This is a genomic window from Streptomyces corynorhini, assembly GCF_003346515.1.
GTDB classification, from domain to species: domain Bacteria; phylum Actinomycetota; class Actinomycetes; order Streptomycetales; family Streptomycetaceae; genus Streptomyces; species Streptomyces corynorhini.
In genome coordinates this window covers 1-25812 of record NZ_QQNA01000097.1, presented here as the reverse complement: position 1 = coordinate 25812, position 25812 = coordinate 1, and the positions used below count along the sequence as shown (strand labels likewise).

Below are 25812 nucleotides of genomic sequence, written 5' to 3'. Positions count from 1 at the left end.
TACGCGAAGGGGGCGGGGATGTCAGGCAGGGATCTCCACCAATCGGTCTCCGTCGAACGTCCGGACCTCGAAGTGGGCGATGTCCTTCTTGTCCATGGCCGTACCGCCCTCCACGTAGAGCGGCTTCTTGCCGTTCTCATTGGGGCTGTCCGGGATCCCGTACCCCCACTCGGGCACCGACCAGGAGGTGACGACCTCCTCCTCACCGGTCTTGGAGACGGCGATGAGGCTGCACTTGAGCGGGCCCTTGACGTTCTTCAGCTCCAGGGCGGTGCGGGTGCCCCACAGCTTGGCCTCGGTGGCGACGCTCGCGCTGACCTTGGTGGTGGGGTCGGTCGCCGCCACCTTGGCCGTCAGCTTCTTGAAGTCGTCGGCCGGATTACGGGACGCCGCCTGGTTGCTGCCGGGCGACGAGTCGCCGGAGGTCGCCACGACGGCTCCCACCGGTCCGCCGATGATCAGCACCGCGGCGGCGGCCACGAGGTACAGTCCGCGGCGCTTGCGCTTGGCGCGCTTGACCGCGACCTCGTCGACCAGTCTGCCGAGCAGCTGCGGGCTCGGCTGTACGGAGACGGACGGCGTCGGCAGCTGGGCGAGCGGCACGACGACCGGCTTGGCGGGCGCGCCGAGCGGGCCCGGCAGTGATTCGGGTACGGAGAAACGATCGGACGGCGTGTCCGCCAGCATGGCGAGCATCGGTTCCATCCCGGAGAACTCCTCCAGGTGGACGGCGCAGATCCGGCAGCCCGCCAGATGCGCCTCGAACGCCGTCGCCTCGGCATCGTCCAGAATGCCGAGAACATACGCTCCGACGGCTTCATGCACAGTACTTTCGTCGCCCAGTCCGTACTGCTCGTGCGTGGTCATGCCGAGACCCCCCTCTCCTCCAACGCGAGCTTCATGGAACGCAGTGCGTAGAACACCCGGGAACGCACGGTCCCGCTGGGTATGCCGAGGGTCTCGGCAGCCTCATTGACCGTACGCCCCTTGAAGTACGTCTCCACGAGTACTTCCCGGTGGGCGGGGGTCAAATCCTCCAGCGCATCCGAGAGCGTCATCAGCCACAACGCCTTGTCAATCTCGTCCTCCGCGGGCATGACCTCCAGCGGCGACGGATCGACTTCCTGCGGCCGGGCCTGCCGGCTGCGGTGTCCGTCGATGACGATCCGCCGAGCGACCGTCACCAGCCAGGGTCGGACAGAGCCGGTCGCCCTATTGAGCTGGCCGGCGTTCTTCCAGGCACGGATGAGCGTTTCCTGTACGACATCCTCGGCCCGCTGGCGGTCGCCCGCGACGAGGCGCATGACGTAGGCGAGCAGCGGTCCGGCATGTTCGCGGTACAGCGCTCGCATCAACTCCTCATCGGGAGCGGGAGTATTGGTGCGCGGTGTCGCGCTCCGGTGTCGGGCCCGGTGAGGGCGGTCATCGGCCACGGCCGCATCCTTGCGCACCTAAACCTCCCGGTCGAGACCTTCTTGGCTGCTTCTCCCTCATCACTACGGAAGCCGGGGTGCCCGTACTCAACGGCCGGAGAAATTCTTTCAAGATCTTTTATGGCGGCCGGAAGGCGACACGTGGGGGTTCGCGCCGATCCGGGACCCACGGAGGAATCGTGTGCGACTCATGGAGAAGCTGTCGGGAAGCCGAGGAGGAAGCGCGCAGAGTTGGCTGAAAATCGCGCAAGAACCTTGCGAAATCGAGGTGTGGAACGCAGCCCGGCCCGCCTCGCCGACGCGACGACGACCCCACACGCGCCCGCTTTGGGGCGGTTCGGGAAAGCTCAGGCGGACGGGGCGGGGCGTACGGTCGTACGGCGCCGGTGCCGGGCGACGCGCTCGCGGTTGCCGCAGACCTCGCTGGAGCACCAACGGCGGCGCGCGCCGCGGGACGTGTCCAGATAGACGCGCAGACAGCTGTCACCCTCGCACTGGCGCAACCTGGCCCGCGCGGCCGGATCGGTGAGCAGCTCCACCGCATCCCTGGCCACAGCGGCCAGCAGCGCCCCGCAGCGGGGCGCCGCGCACAACTCCCTGACGAGAGCGCCGCGCTCGTCCCGTACGGCCCTGATGCCCGGCGGCGCCGCCGAGGCGAGGGCGTTGACGCGCTCCAAGGCGGCCTCCAGCGCGGTCCCCGACGGGCGCCCGTCGATCTCGGCGCGCACCAATTGTCCCAGGTTCGAGCGGAGTTCGGCGAAGGAGCGGACCCAGTCCGCGTCGACGGCCGCGAGCGGCGTTCTCTCCGGCAGCAGACCGGCGGCAATCAGCCACTGTCCGAGCGGTATGGCGGAGTCAAGTCTTCCGCATCCCCTGAAGGTTGGTTCACCGGTGGCCACCAGGTCAAGGCAGATCCGCCCCGAGTCGAATCGCCACGCGTACGGAACCGCCCCCGCGCCCCTGCCCGCCGCCCTGCCCGCCGCCATGTGCCGTTCACCGCCTCGGGATCGACCGGTCGACCGGTGGGGCCGTCCCGCGTCGGCGGGCCGCCCTCCCGTTCCAGAGTGCCTCCCCGGCGGCGGGGCCGAAACCCCGCCGCCGGGGCGGGAAATGGATGCCTCGGGGGGGGCGGCGGCGTGGCCGTGCGGCGACCGCGCCAGACGGCGTCGGGAGGCGTCAGGAGGAATCGGGAGGCGTCGGGAGGCGTCAGGCGCGGTCTCGGGCGACCTCGGGCGGCGGTCTCGGGCGGCGTCAGGCGGCGGCGTTGGGCGGGCCGTCGTGCAGGATGCGCTGATAGAGACGGTGGTCGCGCCACTCCCCGGCGATGTGGAGATAGCGCGGCGCGGTGCCGATCAGCTCGAAGCCGCATTTCACGAGCACCCGCTGCGAGGCCGTGTTGACGAGGAGCGTGCCTGCCTCGACGCGGTGGAGGCCGAGTTCGTCCCTGGCCAGCCGGCAGATCTCCTCGGCGGCGCGGGTCGCCAGGCCGCGGCCGGTGTAGTCGCTGTCGATCCAGTAGCCCAGATTGGCGCTGCGGAAGAAGCCGAGCGCGATGTTGGAGAGGGTCGCCGCACCCACGACGCGCGCGCCCTCGGTGAAGATCCAGCGCCGCAGGGACGGATCGCCGAGCCGGTTGGCCTGGTCGCGCGCGGTGAAGAAGTCGGCGGGACGGGCCGGTTCCCAGGGCCGCAGGTGCTCGCGGTTGCGGATGAGGGCCTCGGTGAGCGCCTCGGCATCGTCCAGGGTGGCGGGCCGGAAGAGTATCGAGAGGTCGGGGTCGTTGGCCATGTCCGTACGGTACCGAGCGCTCACCGCCCGCCGCGAGCCGTACTCGCCGGACCCGCCGGGCCCGGAGTACGCACCCGGTCCGCCGGGCAACGGGCCGGGAGGGGCCGGGCCCTGACGCGTGGGCGGCCTCGAAGGTCCCGGCGCTCAGACGTCCGCGTACTTGGAGCCGGCCGACGGGTCGAGCGCCAGCCGGTAGCCGCGTTTGACCACGGTGTGGATCAGCTGGGGCGCGCCCAGTGCGGTCCTGAGCCGGGCCATCGCCGTCTCGACGGCGTGCTCGTCGCGCCCGGCGCCCGGCAGCGCGCGCAGCAGCTCGGCCCGGGAGACCACCCAGCCGGGCCGCCGGGTGAGCGCGTGCAGCAGCGCCATCCCGGCGGGCGGCACCGGCCGCAGCTCACCGTCCACCAGCACGGCATGGCCGCGGATCTCGACGCGGTGCCCGGCCACCGGCAGCGTCGGGACCCGTCCCGGCAGCTCCGCGCAGAGCACCTGCACCAGCGGCCCGAGCCGGAAGCGCTCCGGCTGGACGGTGTCGATGCCGCGCGCCTGGAGCGGCAGCGCCGTCACCGGCCCGACGCAGGCGGCGAGCACGTCGTGGTGCAGGGCCGCGAGCAGCTCCGTCAGCTGTCCGCGCTCCTCGGCGCGCGAGAGCAGCGAGGCGGCGGCGGGCGCGCTGGTGAAGGTGACGGCGTCCACGGCGCGGGCGACGGTCGCCTCGATCAGCCGGTCGACGGGGGCGAGGTCCTCCGGCGGCATCCACCGGTAGACGGGTACGACGACGACGTCGGCGCCCCCGACCCGGAGCGCCTCCACGAATCCGGGCAGGGGCTCGCCGTGCAGTTGCAGCCCGATCCGGCGGTCCTCGACACCCTGGCCGAGGAGGCGTTCCAGCACCTCGGCCAGGGACTCGGAGGTGGGTGACCACTCCTCGGTGAGCCCGGCGGCCCGGATGGCGCCCTTGACCTTGGGCCCGCGCGCGAGGAGTTCGGCCCCGCGCAGGCAGGAGAGGAGGTCCTCGCCGTACCCCCAGCCGTCGGCGGCCTCCACCCAGCCGCGGAAGCCGATGGCCGTCGTCGCGACGACGGTGTCGGGCGGGTGCGCGATCAGCTCCTTGGTCGCGGAGAGCAGCTCCGCGTCGTCGGCGAGCTGCACGATCCGCAAGGCGGGGGCGTGCACGACGGTGCCGCCGCGCCGCTTGAGCAGGGTGCCCAGCTCGTCGGCGCGGCGGGCCGCGGTGACCCCGATGGTGAACCCCGCGAGCGGACCGTGGCGCTGACCGTCCCCGTCCATACCTCTCCTCACCGCCGACCGTGGTGGCCGAGCCTGCCAAGGGCGCGTGACAGGCCGGGTGCTCCGGCGTTTCCCGCGAGTTACGTCATCGGTCGAGCCGGTGACGCGGCGCGGCGCGCGCCCGGCGGCTCACACCCCCGCGTAGCTGAGACCGGGCTCGGTGCGCGCCGCCACGGACCCGCCGGCGTCCCCCTTCCGAAGGTATACCGCCCAGGTGAGTCCGAAGCATCCCAGGTAGAAGAAGAGGAACACCACGAACGCCGACGTCCCGGTGCCCGCCGTCTGGAAGGACTGGCGGAAGACCAGGTTGATGGCGAGCCCGCCGAGGGCGCCGACCGCCCCGATGAGCCCCATGGACGCCCCGGACAGCCGTCGGCCGTACGCGTCGGCGGCCTCGCCCGTCATCCCCCGGTCCAGCGCCCGCGCCTTGAAGATGCCCGGGATCATCTTGTACGTGGAGCCGTTGCCGACTCCGGTGAGCAGGAACAGCGCCACGAACCCGACGAGGAAGACGCTCAGCGACTCGACCAGCGAGGCGAGGACCACCACGCCGGTCGCGACGGCCATGGCCGCGAAGTTCCACAGCGTGATGCGGGCGCCGCCGTACCGGTCGGCGAGCCTGCCCCCGACGGGCCGGACCAGTGAGCCGAGCAGCGGCCCGATGAAGGTCAGCGAGGCGGCCTGCAGCGGGGTGCGGCCGAACTGGGTCTGGAGTACCAGGCCGAAGGCGAAGCTGTATCCGATGAACGAACCGAACGTACCGATGTAGAGCAGCGACATGATCCAGGTGTGCCGGTCGCGCAGCGCCTCCCCGGCGGCGCCGGTGTCGTTGCGGACCGGCCCCAGGTTGTCCATGAACAGCGCCGCGCACACGGCGGCGATCACGATCAGCGGGAGGTACGCGCCGAGCACGATCCGCGGGTGCGTGGCCCCGGCGGTCCCGATGACGAGCAGCCCGATCAGCTGCACCACCGGCACGCCGATGTTGCCGCCGCCCGCGTTGAGCCCGAGCGCCCAGCCCTTCGCGCGCAGCGGGAAGAAGGAGTTGATGTTCGTCATCGACGAGGCGAAGTTGCCGCCGCCGACGCCGGTGAGGGCCGCGACGGCCAGGAACGTGGTGTACGAGGTCCCAGGCTCCATCACCGCGTACGCCGCGCCGGTCGGCAGGAGCAGCGTCAGCGCGCTGAGGACGGTCCAGTTCCGGCCGCCGAAGCGGGCCACGGCGAAGGTGTAGGGGACGCGTGCGATCGCGCCGACCAGGGTGGCGGTGCCTATCAGGAAGAACTTCCCGGCCGGGTCGACTCCGTACTCGGGCCCCATGAACAGGACCATGACCGACCAGAGGGTCCAGATGGAGAACCCGATGTGTTCGGAGAGTACGGAGAAGACCAGATTGCGCCGGGCGATCCGTTCTCCCCTCTCCCGCCAGAAGGTCTCGTCCTCCGGATCCCACTGCTCGATCCAGCGGCCCCCTTTGCGCGGATCGGTGGTGGTGGTCGGGGCTGTCATCACGCCTCCCGGGCGGGATCGAATGGTGACCCCGACCGTAGGGACGCCGCGTTTCGCCCCGGTGCCGCCCGGTGACCGGCGCGCAACCTTGCTCTCACCCGGTGGCGGGGCCGGCTGTGAGCGGTCGCGCGCCGGTGGCCACGGCCGAGGGGGTCTCGGCCCTCAGCCGAGGAGGTCTCAGCCGAGGAGGGCGGCGAGCCGCCGCCACTCGTCCCGGGGAAGGGCCGCCGGGGCCCCGGCGCCCGTGCCCGCGTCGGGGCGGACGATCTGGAGGGCGACGTGGTCGGCCCCGGCGGCGCGGAAGGCGTCGATACGGTCGCGGACGCGCGCGTCGTCGCCCCACGCGTACACGGCGTCGATGAGCCGGTCGCTGCCGCCGCCGACGAAGTCTTCCTCGGTGAAGCCGAGTTCGAGGAAGCTGTTGGTGTAGTTGGGCAGCGCGAGGTACCTGGCGAGATAGTCGCGGGCGGTGCTCCGCGCGATCTCCGGGTCCCGTTCCAGGACGACCTTCAGCTCGGGCGCCAGCAGCGGCCCCTGCCCCAGCAGCTCGCGGGCGTGCGCGGTGTGCTCGGGCGTGACGAGGTACGGATGCGCCCCGCCGGCCCGGTCCCGGGACAGCTCCAGCATCCGCGGCCGCAGCGCGGCGAGCACCACACGCCCGGCGGGCACCCCGGCGGCGTCGAGACCGTCGAGGTAGCGCACCATCGCGGAGTAGGGGCGCTTGTACTGGGCGGCGAGCTTGGCGTGGCTGGCCCCGATCCCGAGCAGAAACCTCCCGGGCCGCGCGGCCTCCAGCTCCAGGAACCGGGCGCCCGCGTCGGCGGGCTCGTACTGCCAGATGCTGAGGATGCCGGTGGCGACGGTGAGCCGTGAGGTGGCCTCCACCAACGGCACCGCATGCTCGACCCCACTGCTCCCCCCGAGCCACACGGCCCCGAACCCCAGCTCCTCCAACTCGGCGGCGGCCTCGGGAATCTCGTCCCGCAGGGCGGGATCCTCGGAGCGCAGCTCGGCACTCCAGATCCCGTACGGTCCCACGGTGTCTCGCAGAGCGGCCATCGGTGTGTCTCCCTCATGCCCAGCGGATGTCATGTCCCCCAACGATCCCCGCCAACCAGGCCGGGCCCGGCCCTATTCCACGCGAGGCCCCCGGTGCCCCACCCGTCCGGGTGTACGGGACGAGGGCGCAGCATCCCCAGGGACAGCGTGAGCGCCGCCGGACAGCACGGACGCGGAGCAAACACCTCAGACCACCGATGAGGAACGGTGCCCGGCGAAGGGCGAGACGACGCCCAGGGCTCAGGAGGAACACAGCTGTGCCCATACCAGTTTGCCCACACCCGCACGGTCCGCGACGCCCCACCGATCGGCCAGGGCATCCACAATGACCAGCCCTCGGCCGCCGCACGCGCCCGGCGCAGCCCGCTGGAGCCTGGGCCGCTCGGAGGACGCGTCATGCACCTCCAGGCGCAGACCTTCCGGTACGGCGAGATACCGCGTCTCGATCTCCCGCCCGACCGGCACACGGGCGTGGCGCACGGCATTGGTGACCAGCTCGGAGAGGACCAGCACCGCCGGCTCCTCCAGCGCGCCCATCCCCCACCCGGCGAGTGTTTTACGTAACTCCAGCCGCGCCAGACCGACACTGCCCGGATGCCGCCGCCACCGCAGCACAACAGCGTCCCCACCCGGATTCCGGAGGCGTCCCATCAGGCCGCCTCCGCACCGTACGCGCCCAGCCACAGGGCCCTGCGCCGCTGCCTCCGACGCCACTGCCGCACCCGCTCCCAGCGCTCGAACTCGGCGCGGACGCATGGCTGGAGCAGGGCACGATGCGCACCATCTGGTTCAACCAGGCAGCTCTCGACGAACACGACCACCGGCCGATCCACCTCGAAGCGCAAGTCCACCGGAATCGGAGACCGGCCCAGCGGCTCCCGTCGCTGTCCGGCCGAGGGGAACAGGCCACTCCACAGCGGCCCGAAGAGACGAACGATAAACTCACTCACTGTCCACGCTCCTTCAAAGCGTTGGCCATGCCCCGGGACGTCTTCCGCGTCGCCGGGGTTTCTGCTGTTCACACCCGGAGTTGGCCACGGAGGACGGCTCTTCCCTGTCCCGTTCGGCGGACAGAGACAGCACGTATCACCGCGTGGTCCCGAGCTGACCCAACTCCAAAAACATACCGCTATTCGCGAAAAGCGGCAAGCTTTGCGCTACGGCACCCCCGCCGGAGCAACTCGCTTACCGTGTAAAGCAGCAAGGTCCAGATCCGTCAGCCGCACAGGAGGACGTCATGAACACCGGCGACTGGGTCAGCACCTCGATGCCGTACCTGACCCCGCGACACGAAGCCCGGCCCGACGCCTGGACGGAGGAACTGGCCGCGCGCGGCAGGCGCGGCAGCCAGCGGATCGTGAGCGCGGGCGAGGTCGAGGCGCCGACGGAGGTGGCCGAGCGGCTCGGGATCGCCGTGGGCGAGGCGGTCGTCGTCCGGCGGCGGGTGATGTACCTGGAGGGCCGGCCCTGCGAGCTGACCGACACGTACTACCCAGCGCCGATCGCACGCGACACCCGCCTCGCCGGAACGGCGAAGATCCCCGGCGGCGCCGTCACGCTCCTCGCCGAGCTGGGACACATCGGCGTACGCGTCCAGGAGGACGTAACGGCCCACCTGCCGAACGCCGACGAACGAGAAGCCCTGCACACCGAACCGGGCGAACCGGCACTCCGCCTGACCCGGGTCACCTTCGACAGCCAGGACCGTCCCATCCAGGTCGACATGATGACGATGCCGGGACACCGGCAACGGCTGCGCTACGAGATGAGGATCGAATGACGACCGTGCCGCTCCCCGAAGAGAACACGCACGACCGCCGGTCCCTCCACGAGCGGATCGCGGCCGATCTGCGCGACGAGATCATGACCGGAGACCTCGCACCGGGAACCCGGCTGCCGTCCACCGTGCGACTCAAGGAAAGATTCAGCGCCTCGAATGCCACGGTGCAGAAGGCGGTGCAACTCCTCAAGGACGAAAGGCTGGTCGTCGGACGTGCGGGCGCCGCCGTGACCGTACGAGAACACCGCCAACTGACCGTGCGCCCCGCCTCATCCATGACACCGGCCGGCGCCGATGAGCCCTACCCGTGGCTCGCCGAGACCGCCAAGCGGGGCGGAGTGGCGCGGAGCGAGATCCTCGGCGTCGCCGAGACCGTACCTCCCGCGGACGTCGCGTCAGCGCTGCGCCTGCCGGACGGCGGTACGGCTCTGCTCCGCCTCCAGGTGCTGACGTTGGACGACGAGCCGGTCGAACTCGTCCACGCGTACTACCCGCTGGACATCGCCCGGGGCACCGCGCTCATGGACCCGCACCGCATCAAGGGCGGCGCTCCCACACTCCTGACCACGCTGGGTCACCCACCCCGGCTCAGCGTCGACCACATCTCCGCCCGCGTCCCCACGCGCGAGCAGTACGAGGCACTCCACCTCCCCGGCGACCTGCCGATCCTGCGAACGCTGCGCACGGTGTACGGGGACGACGAGCGGCCGATCGAAGTCACGGTGATGGCCAAGGCGGGCCATCTGTACGAACTGCGCTACGAGTTCATTCCGGAGTGACGCACACATCCATTCGGCAAGTGCAGACGCAAGCGGGGTTCGAGTTGTACTTCTTCGATGCTGTCGGCGAGGGGGAGAGGTAGCCCTGCCGTCGGTGCTGAGGTAGCAAGGGTTCCCGTCGCGGGACTTCGCCGCATCCGGTTCCACGACCTCCGACACTCGGCGGCGACACTCCTCCTGGAGCAAGGGGTGGAACTCGTCGTGATCAAGGAACTCCTCGGCCACGCCCACATCGGCGTCACCGCCACCGTCTGCGCCCACCTCCGGCTCCGCCTCCAGCGCGACGCCATCGACCTTCTTGGTAACGCCCTCCGTAATCCCGCTGAGATCACCGGCGAGCCCGACGACGACGAACCACCCCTCTGCGCCGCGCCCGTCCGCTGACGTTGCCGTCAACTACTGCCGTCAAACGCTACAGATGCACCACCGTTTTCATCGGTGGGACATCTGTAGCGTTTATCAGTTTCGAGTTAGGCACCCTCCCGCGAGGAAAGGCAGGGGTGAAAAATACGCCCAATTATGCTGAAGTCAGTTCAGTCAGCCTTGCACGTGCAAATTCTCGTGCACGACCCCTCAGCGACTGAATGAACTCGTGCTCATCAGGGTTGCCGGTCCGGGACAGCAAGGCGATGTCAGCCATTTGATTTTGGAGCTCGATTTCGTACCTATCCACCCGGTCGTCCAACTCTTCCGAGATGTATTCAGCCGAATTTAGTGCATGGTTTGAGCAACTGGCCACATCTACCAAATTACCAGTCTCTCTATATCTTGCCGCGTAATACAACGTGGCGGCTGCGTCGTAGGCGTACGCCAGCAAGCCAGGCGGCTCCTCGTCACCCGCCAGCTCTGGCAACGAGCTGAAACTCTCGGCGATTTCATCCCACGAGATTTGGGGCTGGGATTGCCAGAGTAGATCCATGCAGCGGATCGCCAACTCGACGTCCTGAGATCGATCAGCGTTGGTGCCTACCAGACCGGTGAAGAGTTGGGCCATTCGCTCTGCGCACGAGGCTACAAAAATCCTCATCTGGCCTGAACTTGCACTTTCCGAGAACTCGCGGATCGTCGACTCGATGCTTACCACTCGTAAGTCCTAATCTTTGTCCCTGATTCGTTCTGGTAGACGCGGCCACTTATGCGACCATCGCCCGCCCGAATGAGCGGCGCACAGACTTCACTGCACACACTCCTTGAGGCGCCTCCAGCAATCGGGGACCATCTCATTTCATTGATGAACAGGAGTGCATTCTGCTCCGCGTGAGTTCCGGGGATGTTTCGAGCGGGAAACTCTACTCCGCTAAGCATGTCTTTCTGTGCCTTATTCAAGCCACGACCACTGCCAGCAACCACGTGAACGACACCCTTCGGGGTTTGCGCACTGACTACGGCAACAGTTGACTTGCTCATAGCTATTTCGCTACCCGCTTGACCGTGAATCTCGGATGCACGGTCGGCCAAGTCTTGAGCGCCACCGCAATTGTGAACGAGGACCGGAGTAGCCCCCGCCAGCACATAGTACGTGTGCTTATCGGTGACGGTGAGGTTGTGGACCGTCTCCGCCGTGGCCGTCCAGCGTTTGATCGCCGTGATCTGGACGTGGGTGCCGGCGCTTGTGCGGAGCCACTGGCCCGCCTTGAGGTCGGTGGCCTTGATCCAGGCGTTGAGCGCGGGGACCCAGAAGGGGTGGCCGTCCGTTGCCGTGACCGTGGAGGTCGTGGAGGTGGCCTCGGTCGGGGCTTCGGTCGGGCCCTTGCCTGCTTCCGCGTCGCCTTCAGCGGCGATCGTGACCTCGACCAGGTTCTTCTGTCCCTGGCCGGTGATCTCCGCCGATACCGTTTCCACGCTCGTCTCGCCCGTGACCGGGTCCGTGGCCAGGACCTTGTCGCCGTTCCTGACGTCCTCGATCGGCTTCGTCGTGCCGTCGGCCATCAGGACCAGCGTGCCGGGGACGAAGCTGTTGCAGCCGGACTTGGGGCTCTCGCCGTGGCCGGCGCTGCCGGTGCCTCCGCTGCTCGGGCTGTTCGTCCGCGTCGCGCTGTTGGTGCGCGCCGGGCTCGCCGTTCTCGCGGCGCCGCCGCCTCCGCCGCTGGACTTGGTGAGGTTGACGCGGGCCTGTTTCTGGACCGGTTTGCCCGTCGGTGCCTTGGCTCGGGCGACCTTGGCGCGCAGCGCCTGGGCTGCCGCCGCGGCTTTCGCCTTCTTCGCCTGGGCGGCCTTGAGTGCCTTCTCCTTCGCCGCCTTGAGCCGCTTCGCGGCCTCCGCCGCCTTGCGCGCCAGTTCGATGATCTGGCGTGCCTTGGCCTGGGCCGAGCGCCAGGCGCTGATCGCGCTCATCGTGGCGTTCAGGGCGTTCCAGATCTTCTTCGACTTGGAGAAGACCGAACTCCAGGGGATCGCGTCGATCGCCACGCTCGCACACGCCCACAGATCGCCCCGGGTGACGCAGCTGACCACGTCGTTCCAGCCCAGGAACTCCTTGAGCACCGCCCAGCCGGTACTGAGGATCACATCGGTCAGCGACCGGTTCAGCGCAGCCCGTGCCCACGACTGCTGTGAGGCCGAGGGGCCGCCCACGCCCTCTCCGCCGCCCGCCGGGGCCAGGCCCGAGGGATCGGAGAAGGTCATGGGGCTGTTGTTGGCGTAGTTGTAGCCGTTCATCTGGACCGGATCGCTCTGGTCCAGCACCGGGTCGGCCGACAGGAACCGCCCCGTGTGCGGGTTGTACTCGCGCGCCCCCAGATGCGTGAGCCCCGTCCCGCTGTCCCGGTCCCCGCCCACGAAGCCGCGATGGCTCAGCCACGTACTGGCCTCACTGCGCTCCACACCGAACGGATCCGACTTCGACAGCTTCACCGACTGTCCCGACACCAGCGAGATCTCCGCCATCGGCGTGCCGTGATGATCCGTCACCAGGGCGTAGAGCTGGCCCTCGTTGCTGCCGGTCAGCTGCACCCGGCGCATCACCGTCGGCGCGCCGGGCTGGCTGTAGTAGCGCTCGGTGTAGGCGTGTTCGCCGACGGCGTCGGTGGCGACCGTCGTGTCGCCCAGGTACAGCGTGTGCTCGCCGCCGCTGACCGCCAGCAGCCGCTCGCCACCGGCGTCGTAGATGTACGAGGTCACATCGGCCGGCGCCCACGACTGCCCCGCGCTCCCGGCACACGTACTGATCTGGAGCTGCACGCTGCTGGCCGTCGAACCACCCGGTACGTCCAGGCAGCGTTCCGACACCACGTGCTTCAGCGCGCCGGTCGCCGTCGCCGTCCACTTCTGGTTCGCCGCGCCCGTGCACTCCGCGAGGACGGTGAGCGTGCCGTTGGCCGTGGCGTTGCCCGCCGGGATCACGCACTTGCCCATGACCTTCAGCGCACCGGTCCCCGGCTCCGAGGAACTCTGCGCGTCGACGCGGTACTTCTGGGCCTTGGTCCCGTTGCACGCGTACAGCTGGATCGCCGTACCCGCCGCGATGGCCCCGCCCCTGGCGTCGATGCACTTCTTGCCCGGCCCCACCCAGGGGCCCGCGCCGTTGGCCCCGAACCCGGTGACCTTCTCGACCTTTCCGTCCCAGGTCCAGGTCAGCCCCTGCTCGTCCCCACCGATCACCTGCTTCTCGGTGTTGCCGGCCGCGTCATACGTGAGGGCGGCGCCCTCGTGGACCTTCGCCCCGGCATCGGTCGTGTACGTCGAGGCCATCGAGGTCAGGGTGTGCGGCTGCGCGGCGTCCGGTGCGGCGCCCGTCCTGCCGTACCGGTACTCGGTGGTGGCGTCCTTGGCGGTGTCGAGCCCGGGGTGGTGCGCGACGAGCCTGGTGCGGTTGCCCATCGTGTCGTACGTGTAGGACTGCCAGTAGCCGGAGTTGGCGGCGGTCACGTTGACCGTTCCGTCGGCGTACTTCGGCTCCGCCGTCGTCTGGCCCTTCGCCACGCACGAGTCGGCGTTCGGCGTGGTCCACGCCTCGGTCAGCTGGCCCTGGGTGTCGTACCGGAAGCACTGACGGTCCGTCACGCCGTCCAGCCGGTCGGCGACGGTGGTCATGTTGCCGGAGTTGTCGTAGCCGTACGTACGCGAGTTGACCCGGTTTCCGGCGGCCACCGAGGTGTCGCCGGTGTTCTCGCGGTCGGTGATCGTCCGGGTGAGCTGTCCGGAACTCTCGTCGAAGAGGTTGGTGTTCCAGACCCGGTAGGGCTGCGATCCGGTGGTGGTGCGCAGCACCTCGCCGTACGGGCTGTACGAGGTCTCCGCCGTGTACCAGTCCTTGCCCGACGTGGAGATGGGCAGCCCGGCGTCGTTGTAGCGGACCACGACCCGCTCGGAGCCGAGCGCGCCGGCCGACGGCAGGGTCACGGCCTCCGCGAGGCCCGTCTTGGAGTACTCGTAGCCGTACGCGTAGGTCTCCTTGAGGCCGAAGCCCGAGGCGATGTCCTTCGGCAGGGTGAGGCGCTGGCCGGTCGGCTGGTAGTCGGTGTTGTAGCCGGTGATCGTGGTGGTGTACGGCTTGCCGTCGGTGAAGCGGATCGCGCTCGCCGGATAGCCCTTGGCCCCCGCCGGGTCGTAGCCGAACCTGGTGAGTTCGGTGCCGTTGGAGTCGTCGATCCGCTGGCCGGTCGGGCGGGACAGCTCGTCGTAGCCGGTCCACACCTTCACACCGAGGGCGTTCTCGACGGCGTAGGGCCGGTTCAGCTCGTCGTACCAGGTCTTGGTACGGCCGGTGTCCGGGTCGGCCGCCTCGGTCAGCCGTCCGCGCGCGTCGTACGTCCAGGACCAGGTGTTCTCCTCGCTGTCCCGCGCCGCGATCTGGTCGCCGCGCGCGTCGTAGTCGTACCGGGTGGAGAAGTACGCCCGCGGGCCGGTGCCGGTGAGGGTGTCGATCCGTACGGTGCGGCCCAGGGCGTCGCTGTAGGTACGGGTGGAGGCGGAGCCCTCGGGCTCGGTCACCGTGGTGTAGTCGGCGCCGTACTCGTACGACACGGCCTTGTCGGGCTTGGCCCGGCCCGCCTCGTACGGTGTCTCGGAGAGCACCCGGCCGAGGCCGTCGTAGGCGTAGAACGTGCTGTTGGGCACCTGGTGGTCGGAGGCCAGCGAGAACAGCTGGGTGGTGGGGCCGCCGTTGGAGTAGAAGGCGTTGTTCGTCTGCTTGACCGTGCCGTTGGCGCTGTACAGGACATCGCTGATCAGCCGGCCGCCGCCCACCGCCGGGGTCTGCGTCTGCCGTTCACGGCCCAGTCCGTCGTAGATGACGACGGACTGGTGGTAGGTGTCGTCCTCACCGAGTGTCTCGGTGACCACGGAGACCGGCTCGCCGACGGTGGTGTTGTACGTGAAGCGGACCGAGGGCAGGTCCTTCTTGTCCTGCCCGGCGCTCCAGCCCGCGAGGGAACGGCCCAGCGCGTCGTAGGAGAAGACGGTGGTGCGGCCGTTGGCGTCGGTCTCGCTGAGGGCGGTGCCCCGGCCGGGCTCGACCACCGATGTCGCGGTGTGCTTGAGCGGGTTGCTGGTGGTGACCTGGTGGACCTGGCCGGAGTCCGGTACGTAGGTGACGGTGCTGGTCTGCTCCTTGGCGTCGGTGGAGGAGACCACCCGGCCGTAGGAGTCGTAGCGGGCGCCGCCGGCGCGGGTCCAGCTGCCGCCGCTCCCCGAGACGTCCCAGGTGGTGGTCGCAAGACCGGCGGTGGGCGCCTCGCCGTACGCCTTGTCGTCGTAGGCGACGCGGGCGCCGGAGATCCAGTCCGCGCCGGTGGTCTTCGCGGCGTCGGCGCACAGACCGGTGAAGGTCAGGGACTCCTTGGAGAGGCCGATGAGGTGCTTGGCCGTGTTGTGGACGTACGAGAGCGTGGTGCAGGTGTCGTCGTCGGGGTTGTCGGCGCTGCCGGTGGCGTAGTCGTTGTACTCGTCGATCCGGACCGGCAGGCCGTAGGTGGCGTCGTACTCGGTGGTGGTGCGCAGGGTGCGTTCCGTGCGCTTGTCGTCGCCGCCGCCCGAGGACTTCGTGGTGTCCAGGCTCTCGACGTCCTGCACCCGCCATGCCTTCAGCGCGGGTTTGCCGTCGTCGCGGGCGCGCGAGGCGAGTTGCACCGCCTCCGGCCGGTCCACACTGCGGGTCAGCCAGTCGGCCGCCGCGGCCGACGTGTAGGTGACGCTCTCCGCGACCCGGCCCTGGAACGGCTCGCTGTCCTTGGCGATGGTGGCACCGGTGGTGTCCTTGACGGTGACCGCGCGCTTGGTCCCGTCGGGCAGCGGATCACCGTCCATGCCCCGGAAGTAGCGGACCTCGCTCTTGCCGCGCTCGGTCTCCCGGTAGGTGCTCCTGGAGTTCTCGCCGGTGAGGGTTCTGACCCGGGCGAAGCCGCGCCACTGGTCGTAGGTGCGGGTCTTCTTCTTGGAGAACTCGGCCTGGTTGAGCGCCCAGGCACCGCCGTCGAGGTATTCGTACGCGGTCGTGGTGGACGGCACACCGGTCAGCGCCGGCATCTCCTCCACGAAGTCCACGACGTACTTGTTGAACCACTCGATGGTTTCCCGCTCCGGGTCCGGATTCCAGTACGCGGGGAAGCACCGGGTGGTGTTGGCCTCCGGTTTGGGGAATCCGGAGCCGGAGGCGCAGGCGCCCTCGGGCGCCTTGTACACGACGCGTGTCTCGCCGCCGTACTCGCTCACGATCCGGCTGACCCGCAGCCGGTCGAAGGCGGGATTGGTGTCCTTGGCGCCCTTCTTGACGCGGTTGGGCATCGGCTCACTGTTGGCGAGGAAGCTGACCGGGTTGAGGACGATCGCCTCACCGTCGGTGTCGTAACCGGTACGGGTGACGGCGGAGAGCCACAGCGCGGTGCCGACGTCGGTGTGATCGGCCGGCAGGGTCTGGCTGAGGGTCCAGCTGTCGACCTTCGACAGCTCGGTGGAGCCCTTGGCGCGCTGCGCCAGCGTGGTCACCTTCGCCAGCCGCTTGCGCGACCAGAAGGTGGGCGTCGGTACGTAGCACTCCTTGCCGGAGGCGCCGGAGCAGTACAGATCGGCGGGGGTGTCGTACCAGATGCGGTTCTGGCCGAAGTTGCCCGAGGTGAAGTTCTTCTCCGTGCAGGTGAGCTGGCCCTCGGCGAAGCAGCGTTCGTCGACGGCGAAGGAGACCCGGGCAATGGGCCCGGCGGAGAAGAGGGAGTCGGCGCGCTGGCCGTAGTCGATGCGGGAGAGGTAGCCGCCGCGCACGTAGGGGACGGGCTTCTTGTACGCGTTGTCGCGCGCGTAGTGGTTGGTCTCCTTCTCCCACCACAGCGTCATGGCGTTGCCGCTGGTGTCCACCACGTAGTCGAGGTTCCAGCGCCATGCCTGCTGGCAGAAGGAGTCCGCGAACTTGGCGTTGTAGCAGGGCTCGTCCTTCTGGTTGCCGGAGACCGGCACGGTGAAGACCGAGTCGGTGACCGGCTTTCCGCTGCTCCAGCCGGGCAGTTTGTGCAGGCCGAAGTAGTACTGGGTGCCGTCGCGGGTGGTGACGCGCCAGTACTCGCCGTCGTCGTCCCCGTTGCCGAGCTTGGTGTCCTTCAGCAGCTCGACCCGGGAGCCGTCGCCGCTGGAGGTGACCCACTCGCCGCTCTTGTCGTCGAGGACGAGTTCGGTGGTGGTGCCGCCGAGGGTGAGGGTCGCGTTGTACGAGCCCCAGCACATGTCGGCGGTCTTGTGTTTGGCGTTGTTGCCGTCCTTGGTGTCGTCACGGCAGCTGCGGTAGGCGCGGGTGATCGAACCGGCGTTGTACTCCCAGCCGTCCCCGACCCAGGAGGGCTGGTTGTTGGAGGCGGAGGTACGGCCGTCCACCACCTGGGAGTGGTAGCCGAAGGCCACACTCGGCGAGGGGCCGCCCGGCACCTCGGGCACGTTCAGCGGATACGTGTAGCCGAAGCCTCCGGCACCGCTGCCCGCCGACCAGGAACCGGCCGCGACCAGCGGGGTGGCGGAGAAGTCGCCCTTGGATCCGGATCCGGAGTCGGTGGCGAGCAGTACGGAGGAACCGGATCCGGCCGCCGCCGCGGTCCTCGCGGTCTTCGCGGCGACGGGCAGCAGGGTGCGCAGCCCGGTCTCGTCCTCCGCCGTGTCGGGCGTGCTCCAGGGGTACGCGGCGGACGGGGAGCCGCGGAAGACGGCGTCGGTGGCGGTGGCGGCGTCGGTAGTGGTCGCGGCGGCCCGGACCGCGTCCTCGCCGTCCCCGCTCGCACCTCCGGCGGCCAGCGCCGCGACGTCGAGGGTCGCGAGGATGCGCCGCTCCCCGCCCTCCACCACGTTCTCCGTGGCGACCTCGGTGGGCTCGGAGCACTCCTCGGCCTCGGGGTCGGTCAGGAAGCACGACGGGTACTGCACGAAGGAGAGCCGGTCGGCCCAGTCGGCGCCGTACAACTCCGTGAACTCGGTGTATTCCAGGGCGATCACGGCGTCGCCCTCGGCGGCGACCGGCGGCGTGACGGTGAGGGCCATCCCCTGGATGGCGGTGGCCTCGATGGCGTCGGGCGTGGCCAGTTCGACCTGCCAGGTGCCCTCCAGCGCCTTGGCCTCGGCGTCGGTCGCGCCGTCGGGTGCGCCCACCTCGACCGGCAGGTCACCGACCTGGACCAGCTCACCGGCGGCGAGCCCCGACAGCTTCTGGCTGACGCTGCCGCCGGCGGGCGGCTCGACGGCCACCGGCTCGTAGTCCTCGCGCGGTTCGCTGTCGGTGGGGGTGAGTTCGGCGAGCTGGGAGTCGTCGTCGCCGGGGGCCTCGTCGGCCTCCGGCAGGTCTTCCAGTTCCACACCGTTGCGCTGGGTCTGCGGCGGCGGCACGGCGTAAGCGGTGTTGGGCAGCAGACCCGCCAGCAGGGCCAGGGTCAGCACACCGATGACGGTGAGCATGGACCGTTCGTACGGCCGGCGCACAGCACGGAACGGCGCGACTCGGAGCCGCCCCCGATTCAGGGCACGCCAGAACTGCCATGACTGTGGTCGCCGCACGGCGATATCCCCCCACGCTCACTACTGCGGGGACTGGCGGTGATGTCGCGATCACACAGTGGTCCCCCGGTGATCACGAATCCTGCGTCAGAGATTCACAGAACGTCAACTGCCATGTGGTTGCGGTGATCTACGTCACCACATAAAAGCCGCCCAGCCGCGATCAATGACGCAAAAGAACAACGAAACATCATTCAAGGCAAGAGAGTTGATCTATCGCTCCATCTCGCCGCATGAACCCCATGCCATAATCAAGGGGACATAAAGTGCAGCTAAAGGATAGCCTTCCATTCGCATATGTCCGCTTCTCGTAGGGTCTGGCGATCTCGCCTCCGACCTGCGGCTTCAAAGAAGTCGGCCGTTTCGGTGGACAGTCCGGACATCCGACGGCACGCGGACGGCCGGGACGGCCCGTCTCCCGTCGAAAAGAACTTCTGGCGCCCCGCTCATTTCTTGGTCCATGCTCTTCACCACGCACCCGCCGCGATCTTGGCGCGGTGCGGTCGTTGAGTTTGGGAAATGGCATCGGGCGCGTGCGGTCGCCGGGGGTAAGGCGATTGCTCGTGACACCGGGGGCTTTCGCATGCCCGCGCCATTGAGGAGGGGGACTCCAGCACCGTGGAACGTCGTCGTTTCGGCCTGCCCGTATCCAGGCGCGCCGCAGGGGGTGTGGCCGCCGCCATCGCCGCGGCGCTCACCTTCGGGCTGCTCGCCCTGCCCGGCTCCGGGCCGCCCGGTCCCACCGATCCGGCGGCCGACGGACGCTCCGCGGAGGGCCGGGGGAAGGCGGATTCACCCGCCGTCGGACGCCCCCTGTCCGAGGACGGCGCACAGGAACAGGCCGTCGCCAAGGGCAGGAGCGTCGAGGTGGGCGCGTTGCGCACCGAGACGTCGACCACGTACGCCCAGCCGGACGGCACCTTCCGGCTCACCGTGCACGCGGCCCCGGTGCGCGCCCGGGTCGACGGGGCGTGGCAGCCGATCGACACGGACCTCACCGCCGTCGAGGGCGGAGGCGGCTGGACGCAGAAGGCCGCGGCCGACCCGGTGGTCTTCTCCCCGGGCGGCGCCGGGCCCGTGGGCCGCCGCGCCTCCGGGGCCGAACCGGCCGTGTACACGGTGGCTCCCGGCGCGGGCGGCGCCACCGCGATGAGCGCGGGTACCCCTCACGCCACGGCCGCCGGGCCCGTCCTGCGGGCCGCCGACCCGAAGGACGGCTACCACGAGCTGGCCACCCTGAACAGCGGCGGCCACGAGGCCACCCTGAGCTGGCCCGGCGAACTCCCCGCGCCCGTCGTCTCCGGCCCGAGCGCGCTCTACCGCGACGTCTTCCCCGACATCGACCTCCTGCTCACCGCCAAGGACAGCGGCTTCAGTCATGTGCTGGTCGTGCACAACGCCGAGGCCGCCGCCAACCCGGCGCTGGCCTCGCTCTCGTACGGCCTGTCCTCCCCGGATCTCACCTTCCGCCTCGACCCGGGCTCCAAGGTCGTGACCGGCGAGGACGCCGACGGGCAGGAGATCGTCATCTCCCCCACCCCGCATATGTGGGACTCCGCTGGAACGCCCACCGAGGGGGCGGGGGACGAACCGCCGCCCCAGGAAGAGGGCGAGGAGCCCGCGCCGGAGCCGTCGGAACCGCCGGACGAGGAGGTGCCGGACGAGAGCACGGACTCCTCCGACGGTCTCGACACCGCCGCGCCCGAGCCGCCCGCCGAGGACGGCGAAGGGGATCCGGACGACGCCCCGGACACGGATGTGCCGGGAGAGCCCGCCGGACCCGAGGACCAGGACCCGCCCGACCCGGGATCCGCGGCGCAGGGCTCCGCCGCCACGGGCTCCGCGGACCCGGCCGCGTACCGCTCCGGCACGGGCGTACGGCACGCGGCGTCGAGCGCCGACGGCACACTCGGACTGCCCGGACTCGCGGGCCCCGAGAACGGCACCCGCCTGGCCCCGATGAACGCCACGCTCGGCGATCAGGACAACGGCTTCGCGCCGCTGCGGCTGATCCCCGACCAGTCGCTCCTGACCGCGAAGGACACCGTCTACCCGGTCTTCATCGACCCGTCGATCTCCGGGAAGACCAAGAACTGGACGACGGCCTACAACCGTTACCCCAGTTCCAGCTTCTACGACGGCGCCAACTACAACTCCGGCACCACGGAGGCGCGGGTGGGCTTCGAGTCCACCACCTGGGGCACCTCGCGTTCCTTCTTCCGCCTCGGCTGGTCCACCAACATCAAGGGCGCCACGGTCCAGTCGGCGACGCTGAAGATGCTGGAGACCTACTCCTGGTCCTGCGACGCACGGGAGGTGCAGGTGTGGCAGACCGGCGCCATCTCCTCCAAGACCACCTGGAGCAAGCAGCCCGACTGGAAGAAGCACATCGCCACCAAGTCGCTGGCCCACGGCTACGCCTCCAGGTGTCCCAAGGCGAACGTCGACTTCAACGCCAAGGCGATCATGCAGGACGCGGCGAACGGCAACTGGTCGGAGCTGACCATCGGGCTGAAGGCGAGCACCGAGACCTCGGCCTACTCGTGGAAGAAGTTCAAGGCCGAGGGCGAATCGGCCCCCCGGATCACCGTCGTCTACAACCGGCCGCCCAAGACGCCGAGTTCGCTTCAGCAGTCGCCGGGCAAGGGATGCGACACCAGCGCCCCGTACCAGAGCGTCGGCAAGCACGATCTCACCCTCTCGGCCGCCTCCTCCGACCCGGACGACACCTCGACCCGGCAGGACCTCGCCCAGCTGCACTTCCAGCTGTGGCGCACGGGATACGGCGACAGCAAGATCCTCGACAAGAAGGTCACCGTCACCAGCACGGGCAAGGCATCCGTGACGCTGGCCCAGTCCAAGCTCACCAACAAGTACCAGTACTCCTGGCGGGTCCGGGCGATCGACTCCTCGGGAACGGCCTCGGCCTACGCCCCGACGGCGGACCCGAAGGTCTGCCGCTTCCTCTACGACAGCGCCAAGCCCGCCTCGCCGGTCGTCTCCTCGAAGACCTTCCCCGAGGCCGACGAGGACGGCACCGTCTGGTCGAAGGTGCCGTTCGGCACGGACGGATCGTTCACCTTCGACCCCAACGGCGAGAAGGACATCAACGAGTTCCAGTACTCGTTCAACAGCTCCGCCTACAAGAGCGGCAAGAAGACGACGGTCGGCAAATCGGCCACCGTGGACCCGCTGCGTCCGCCGTTCGCCGGGCCGAACGTGCTGTACGTACGGTCCGTCGACATCGCCGGCAACGTCTCGGACGGCACCAAGTACCTCTTCTACGTGACACCGCGCGACAAGGCCGACACCTTCGGGGACGTCACCGGGGACGGCATCCCCGACCTCTACACCATCCAGAACACCGGGCTGCTGAGGATGTACCCCTCCGACCCGGCCGGCGATCTGCACCACTCGCTGGAAGGCGCCCACCGCGACGGGGTGATCCTCTCCAAGGAGGACGGCTACGGCGACTACTGGATCGGCGCCGACGGCAAGGCGGCGCTGATCGCCCACGGCGGGGACGCCTACCCGGGCGACGGCATCACCGACCTCTTCGCCCGGATGCCCGACGGCAGGCTCTACGTCTACCGGGGCGACGGCTACGGCAGCGTGGACATCGAGCAACGCGTCCGGATCAAGCTCCCCGCCAACGCCCCCGACCCCGCGACGTACAAGCAGATCATCGTGGGCGACTACAACCGGGACAAGCGGCCCGACCTGTTCGTCCTCACCCACTCGGGTGCGATGTGGGCCTTCACCGGCTACACCGGTGCCGTCTTCTCCTCGGCGACCCAGCTGAACGCGAGCGCCTGGGCCGACCGTGACCTGGTCTCCATCGGCGACCACGACAAGGACGGCGCACCCGACCTGGTGTGGCGCTCCGGGGCCTCGGGCAAGCTCTACATCCGCTACGGCACGGCCGACTCCGCGGGCGGCACCGCCCTGGCCTCCCTCGCCACCGCCGCCGCCTCCAAGACGGGCGTCGACTCGACGTACGCCACCGGGTGGACGACCGCGGCCAAGCCGATCCATCTGGTTTACGGCACCCCGGACGTCACGGGCGACGGCATCCCGGACATCTGGGCGGTGACGGACGACGGTGCCATCGCGATCTACAAGGGAGGCAGAACCACACTGGGCGCGCCGACCACGGTGATCAGCGCGGGCAGCGGCTGGAAGACCAGCAAACTCGGATTCGGCTGACCCCGCCCGCACCCCGCCCCACCTGCCGAGGCCGCCGCCGCACGCGCATACCGCGCGGGCGGCGGCGCCTCAACCATTGCAGGTCGGGCACTTCTCCGAGCGTTGCGCACCGTCGTAGCTGACCTTGACCCAGCCCGCCCCCCCACACACACAGGTACCAAGTCCAGCGGCGGAGGCGGCGGCGCCGCGAGAACGGCGAGCCCGGCGCGCACCAACAGCGCGACGCGGACGAACAGCCCGAGCAGCGGAGGCACCGGCAGCGCCAGCCACGGCGAGAGCCCCAAGTCCGGCTGCAACAGCTTCGTCCCCGGCACGCTGGTCCTGATGGCCGACGGCACGACAAAGCCGATCGAAGACGTCAGGAACGGCGACAAGGTCCTGGCCACCGACCCGGCCACGGGCGAGACGAGCGTGGAAACGGTATCGGCGCAGATCACCGGCCAGGGACAGAAGAACCTGGTCGAGGTCACGATCGCCGCTGAAGGCGACGCGGAAGCAGGCAAGGGCCCGACCGAAGCCCCGACCGAGGCCACCTCCACAACCTCCACGCTCACAGCAACGGACGGCCACCCCTTCTGGGTCCCCGCACTCAACACCTGGATCAAGGCCACCCACCTCAAGGCAGGCCAGTGGCTCCGCACAAGCGCCGGCACCCACGTCCAGATCACGGCGATCAAACGCTGGACGGCCACGGCGGAAAAGGTCCACAACCTCACCGTCACCGATAAGCACACGTACTATGTGCTGGCAGGCACCACGCCTGTTCTAGTTCATAACTGCAACAGAGCCGGTTTGGATTTCACTGATGCCGAGAGGCAGAAGGTTTACGACGCCAATGCCGCGCAGAACGGCGGCGAGTACAAGTGTGACTACTGTGGGCAGACGGTGGAGCGGCGCGCATCACGAGACGCCAATGGAAACGCCGTCAAGGGGAGGCCCGACGATGCCCAGATCGACCACGTAGAGCCGAAGGCCAGTGGAGGGCACGGTGGCGACCACAATGGAGCGGTGGCCTGCCGTCGATGCAACAGAGATAAGTCCACGAAACCTCTGGAAGATTGGGACGATGAGCTCAGAGATTTCCTCGATGACTAGCGCCGGAAAGTCGGCGTCGGACGATAAGCCTGAGAGGCTGTACAAGGTAGCCTTCGACCTCCCTGAAGAGACAGCCCACTGGGCGCGTGCGTCTACGGAGCGGCTCTGGACTGGGAAGACCTCCGTGAAGATGGAGGTTCAGGTCCGGAACACCCCCTTCTACGTGAAGGGTGTTGCCTTCGGGGATATCGTGCGGGTCAGGGCTGATCACGAGCGCAGGGAGCTCGTGTTCGAGGAGTTCGTTTCTGAGTCTGGCCATTCGGCGGTCCGCATCATCATCAAAGGTGACGGCGCGGGAGGGGAAGTCGACGCCACGCTTCGCGCCTTTGATTGTTCCTGGGAGATTGATGCAACCGGATTTTTGTGGGCAATCGATGTGCCGCCGCATGTTGATTACGCACCTATGAGGACCGCTCTCCTTCGCATTGCCAGTGAAGAGAAAATCAGCATCGAAGAGAGCGCCCTCGCGAGGGCTCACCGAGACGGACTCGGATTGCCAGAGTCAGATCTCTAATATGGTCCGCCAGAAGCCCCGCCGAGAGTGATTTCGGTAGGGCTTCTGTGCCGCTTGACGGCAACGCTGACGGCAACGTCAGCGGACGACGGCTGCGGTGGGCGGGTCGTCTGGATCGTCGGTCGGGCTGAGGATGCTGCCGAGGGTATCGATGGCCTGACGCTGGAGGCGGAGTCGGACGTGGGCGTAGACGCCGGCGGTGACGCCGATGTGGGCGTGGCCGAGGAGTTCCTTGATGACGACGAGATCGGCGCCCTGTTCCAAGAGCAGGGTGGCGGTGGAGTGTCGGAGGTCGTGGAAGCGGATGGTCTGGAGTTCTGCGTTGTGGAGGAGGCGGCGGAAGCGGCGGGTGAGGTTGGTCGGGTCGATCGGCCTGCCCTGCGGTGTGGTGAACACGTGCTCGTGGTGCTGCCACGTGGTGGCCGCGGCCTCGCGCTCGTGCTGCTGCCGTTCGTGGTGAACCTTCAGCGATTGGAGGCAGCGGGTGGGGAGGGTGATGCGGCGCTCGGAGGCCGGGTCTTGGTGGGCAACGTGGTGAGTCCGCGCGTGCTGGTGCGCTGCAATGCGCGGCGGACGGCAGCGGTACCGGTGCCGAAGTTGAGGCCTTCCCAGCGAAGGCCGAGGAGCTCGCCCTTGCGGAGTCCGGAGTGGAGAGCGAGTTCGAACAGGGAACGGAGCCGGTGTCCGCGCGCGGCAGCGAGGAAACGGCGGGCTTCGTCGGCGGTGAGGGGTTCGAAGCGGCGAGGTCGTGGGGTGCCGATGCGGACGTTGCGGGCGACGTTGCGCGGGATCTCCTCCTCGCGTACCGCGTGCTCCGGAGCGGACTTGAGCACCGAGTGAACGTAGGCCAGAGTCAGCGGCGAGAGTCGCTTGAAGCAACACTCACGAGCGGCGCAGCAGCGGGACTCCTCGCGGGCCGTGTCGCGGCCGCGGGTGCAGCGCTGGCAGGTGGTGCGGAGCTGGTTGAGCCAGGTGCGGACGTCCTCGGCGGTGAGCTTGGCGAGCTTCTTTCGTCCGAGGCCGGGGATGAGGTAGAGCCGGGCGACGGCGGTGTAGCGGGCGTGGGTGTTCTCGCGGAGCTGGTGAACGGCGACGTGCTCCAGCCAGTACGTCAGGTACGCGGCCAGGCTGCCCTGCGCGGATGGGGCGGGGACGCCACGGTTGCTGGCGGCGATCTTCTCGGTGAGCTTGGCCAGGGCTTCCTTCCGGGTGGTGCCGTAGACGCGGACGCGCTTGCGGGTGTTGCCGGGGGCGAGGACGTATCCGGCGGCCTCCCAGCGGCCGTCCTTGCGCTGGTAGACGGTTTCGTCGCCGTTGGCGCGGACGCGACGGCAGGCGTGTCCCGGGGTGTGGGCATCAGGCGGCGTCCTGTTAGAGGTCCTAACAGAAGTCACT

Annotated in this window: 16 protein-coding genes and 2 pseudogenes; 6 read left to right on the top strand and 12 right to left on the bottom strand. The window is 69.2% G+C overall.

Going from position 1 to position 25812, the window contains the following annotated elements:
* Positions 1-21: 21 nt before the first annotated feature.
* From DVH02_RS13755 to DVH02_RS13715, 9 genes are all read right to left on the bottom strand, one after another.
* Complete coding sequence (locus tag DVH02_RS13755; RefSeq protein WP_114624089.1) at positions 22-867, bottom strand: anti-sigma factor family protein; 846 nt, start codon at positions 865-867, stop codon at positions 22-24.
* Entirely contained in the window at positions 864-1451 is a 588-nt protein-coding gene (locus tag DVH02_RS13750) for a sigma-70 family RNA polymerase sigma factor (protein ID WP_114624088.1), read from the bottom strand. The genes DVH02_RS13755 and DVH02_RS13750 overlap by 4 nt, the downstream gene beginning before the upstream one ends.
* Positions 1452-1780: 329 nt before the next feature.
* Positions 1781-2419 (bottom strand): CGNR zinc finger domain-containing protein, encoded by a 639-nt coding sequence (locus DVH02_RS13745; protein ID WP_114624087.1) that lies wholly within the window; start codon positions 2417-2419, stop codon positions 1781-1783.
* Positions 2420-2684: 265 nt separating this feature from the next.
* Positions 2685-3221, bottom strand: a complete 537-nt coding sequence (locus tag DVH02_RS13740) for a GNAT family N-acetyltransferase (RefSeq protein ID WP_114624086.1) — start codon at positions 3219-3221, stop codon at positions 2685-2687.
* A gap of 144 nt (positions 3222-3365) precedes the next feature.
* A complete protein-coding gene (locus DVH02_RS13735; protein ID WP_114624085.1) occupies positions 3366-4511 on the bottom strand; it encodes a uroporphyrinogen-III synthase in 1146 nt (381 codons plus the stop codon).
* Positions 4512-4640: 129 nt separating this feature from the next.
* A complete protein-coding gene (locus DVH02_RS13730; RefSeq protein ID WP_114624084.1) occupies positions 4641-6020 on the bottom strand; it encodes a nitrate/nitrite transporter in 1380 nt (459 codons plus the stop codon).
* Between the two features lie 177 nt (positions 6021-6197).
* Positions 6198-7079, bottom strand: coding sequence for an LLM class F420-dependent oxidoreductase (locus DVH02_RS13725; RefSeq protein WP_114624083.1), 882 nt, complete (start codon positions 7077-7079; stop codon positions 6198-6200).
* Between the two features lie 240 nt (positions 7080-7319).
* The gene (locus DVH02_RS13720; protein WP_233518212.1) at positions 7320-7616 is read right to left on the bottom strand and encodes an ATP-binding protein; all 297 of its coding nucleotides are present in this window, start codon (positions 7614-7616) and stop codon (positions 7320-7322) included.
* 113 nt (positions 7617-7729) lie between these two features.
* The gene (locus DVH02_RS13715; protein WP_114624081.1) at positions 7730-8029 is read right to left on the bottom strand and encodes a hypothetical protein; all 300 of its coding nucleotides are present in this window, start codon (positions 8027-8029) and stop codon (positions 7730-7732) included.
* A gap of 287 nt (positions 8030-8316) precedes the next feature.
* On the opposite strand from DVH02_RS13715, the gene DVH02_RS13710 reads away from it, so the two are divergent.
* From DVH02_RS13710 to DVH02_RS13700, 3 genes and pseudogenes are all read left to right on the top strand, one after another.
* A complete protein-coding gene (locus tag DVH02_RS13710; protein ID WP_114624080.1) occupies positions 8317-8859 on the top strand; it encodes a GntR family transcriptional regulator in 543 nt (180 codons plus the stop codon).
* Positions 8856-9638 carry a GntR family transcriptional regulator gene (locus DVH02_RS13705; RefSeq protein ID WP_114624079.1) on the top strand — a complete coding sequence of 261 codons (783 nt, stop codon included), beginning with the start codon at positions 8856-8858 and terminating at the stop codon, positions 9636-9638. The genes DVH02_RS13710 and DVH02_RS13705 overlap by 4 nt, the downstream gene beginning before the upstream one ends.
* Positions 9639-9758: 120 nt before the next feature.
* Positions 9759-10022, top strand: a pseudogene (locus tag DVH02_RS13700) (tyrosine-type recombinase/integrase); the annotation flags it as partial.
* 133 nt (positions 10023-10155) lie between these two features.
* On the opposite strand, the gene DVH02_RS13695 reads toward DVH02_RS13700, so the two are convergent.
* A complete protein-coding gene (locus DVH02_RS13695; protein ID WP_233518211.1) occupies positions 10156-10632 on the bottom strand; it encodes a hypothetical protein in 477 nt (158 codons plus the stop codon).
* 83 nt (positions 10633-10715) lie between these two features.
* Positions 10716-18503, bottom strand: coding sequence for a ricin-type beta-trefoil lectin domain protein (locus tag DVH02_RS13690; protein ID WP_114624110.1), 7788 nt, complete (start codon positions 18501-18503; stop codon positions 10716-10718).
* A gap of 717 nt (positions 18504-19220) precedes the next feature.
* Here DVH02_RS13690 and DVH02_RS13685 point away from each other — a divergent pair.
* The 3 genes from DVH02_RS13685 to DVH02_RS13675 all read left to right on the top strand — a co-directional run bounded on the left by DVH02_RS13685 (position 19221) and on the right by DVH02_RS13675 (position 24417).
* On the top strand, positions 19221-22808 hold the full coding sequence (locus DVH02_RS13685) for an FG-GAP-like repeat-containing protein (protein WP_147286057.1): 3588 nt from the start codon (positions 19221-19223) through the stop codon (positions 22806-22808).
* Positions 22809-23132: 324 nt separating this feature from the next.
* On the top strand, positions 23133-23903 hold the full coding sequence (locus DVH02_RS13680) for a polymorphic toxin-type HINT domain-containing protein (RefSeq protein ID WP_114624076.1): 771 nt from the start codon (positions 23133-23135) through the stop codon (positions 23901-23903).
* Positions 23875-24417 carry a DUF4265 domain-containing protein gene (locus DVH02_RS13675; protein ID WP_158575883.1) on the top strand — a complete coding sequence of 181 codons (543 nt, stop codon included), beginning with the start codon at positions 23875-23877 and terminating at the stop codon, positions 24415-24417. The genes DVH02_RS13680 and DVH02_RS13675 overlap by 29 nt, the downstream gene beginning before the upstream one ends.
* A 78-nt stretch (positions 24418-24495) precedes the next feature.
* On the opposite strand, the pseudogene DVH02_RS13670 reads toward DVH02_RS13675, so the two are convergent.
* Positions 24496-25774 (bottom strand): annotated as a pseudogene (locus tag DVH02_RS13670) (tyrosine-type recombinase/integrase).
* Positions 25775-25812: the final 38 nt, after the last annotated feature.

Excerpts from the sequence above, each read along its gene's own strand:
- DVH02_RS13695 (WP_233518211.1), bottom strand. The coding sequence starts at position 10,632 with ATGGCCCAACTCTTCACCGGTCTGGTAGGCACCAACGCTGATCGATCT.
- DVH02_RS13745 (WP_114624087.1), bottom strand. The coding sequence starts at position 2,419 with ATGGCGGCGGGCAGGGCGGCGGGCAGGGGCGCGGGGGCGGTTCCGTAC.
- DVH02_RS13705 (WP_114624079.1), top strand. The coding sequence starts at position 8,856 with ATGACGACCGTGCCGCTCCCCGAAGAGAACACGCACGACCGCCGGTCC.
- DVH02_RS13680 (WP_114624076.1), top strand. The coding sequence starts at position 23,133 with ATGGCCGACGGCACGACAAAGCCGATCGAAGACGTCAGGAACGGCGAC.
- DVH02_RS13710 (WP_114624080.1), top strand. The coding sequence starts at position 8,317 with ATGAACACCGGCGACTGGGTCAGCACCTCGATGCCGTACCTGACCCCG.
- DVH02_RS13735 (WP_114624085.1), bottom strand. The coding sequence starts at position 4,511 with ATGGACGGGGACGGTCAGCGCCACGGTCCGCTCGCGGGGTTCACCATC.
- DVH02_RS13675 (WP_158575883.1), top strand. The coding sequence starts at position 23,875 with ATGAGCTCAGAGATTTCCTCGATGACTAGCGCCGGAAAGTCGGCGTCG.
- DVH02_RS13720 (WP_233518212.1), bottom strand. The coding sequence starts at position 7,616 with ATGGGCGCGCTGGAGGAGCCGGCGGTGCTGGTCCTCTCCGAGCTGGTC.
- DVH02_RS13730 (WP_114624084.1), bottom strand. The coding sequence starts at position 6,020 with ATGACAGCCCCGACCACCACCACCGATCCGCGCAAAGGGGGCCGCTGG.
- DVH02_RS13725 (WP_114624083.1), bottom strand. The coding sequence starts at position 7,079 with ATGGCCGCTCTGCGAGACACCGTGGGACCGTACGGGATCTGGAGTGCC.
- DVH02_RS13740 (WP_114624086.1), bottom strand. The coding sequence starts at position 3,221 with ATGGCCAACGACCCCGACCTCTCGATACTCTTCCGGCCCGCCACCCTG.
- DVH02_RS13690 (WP_114624110.1), bottom strand. The coding sequence starts at position 18,503 with ATGCTCACCGTCATCGGTGTGCTGACCCTGGCCCTGCTGGCGGGTCTG.
- DVH02_RS13755 (WP_114624089.1), bottom strand. The coding sequence starts at position 867 with ATGACCACGCACGAGCAGTACGGACTGGGCGACGAAAGTACTGTGCAT.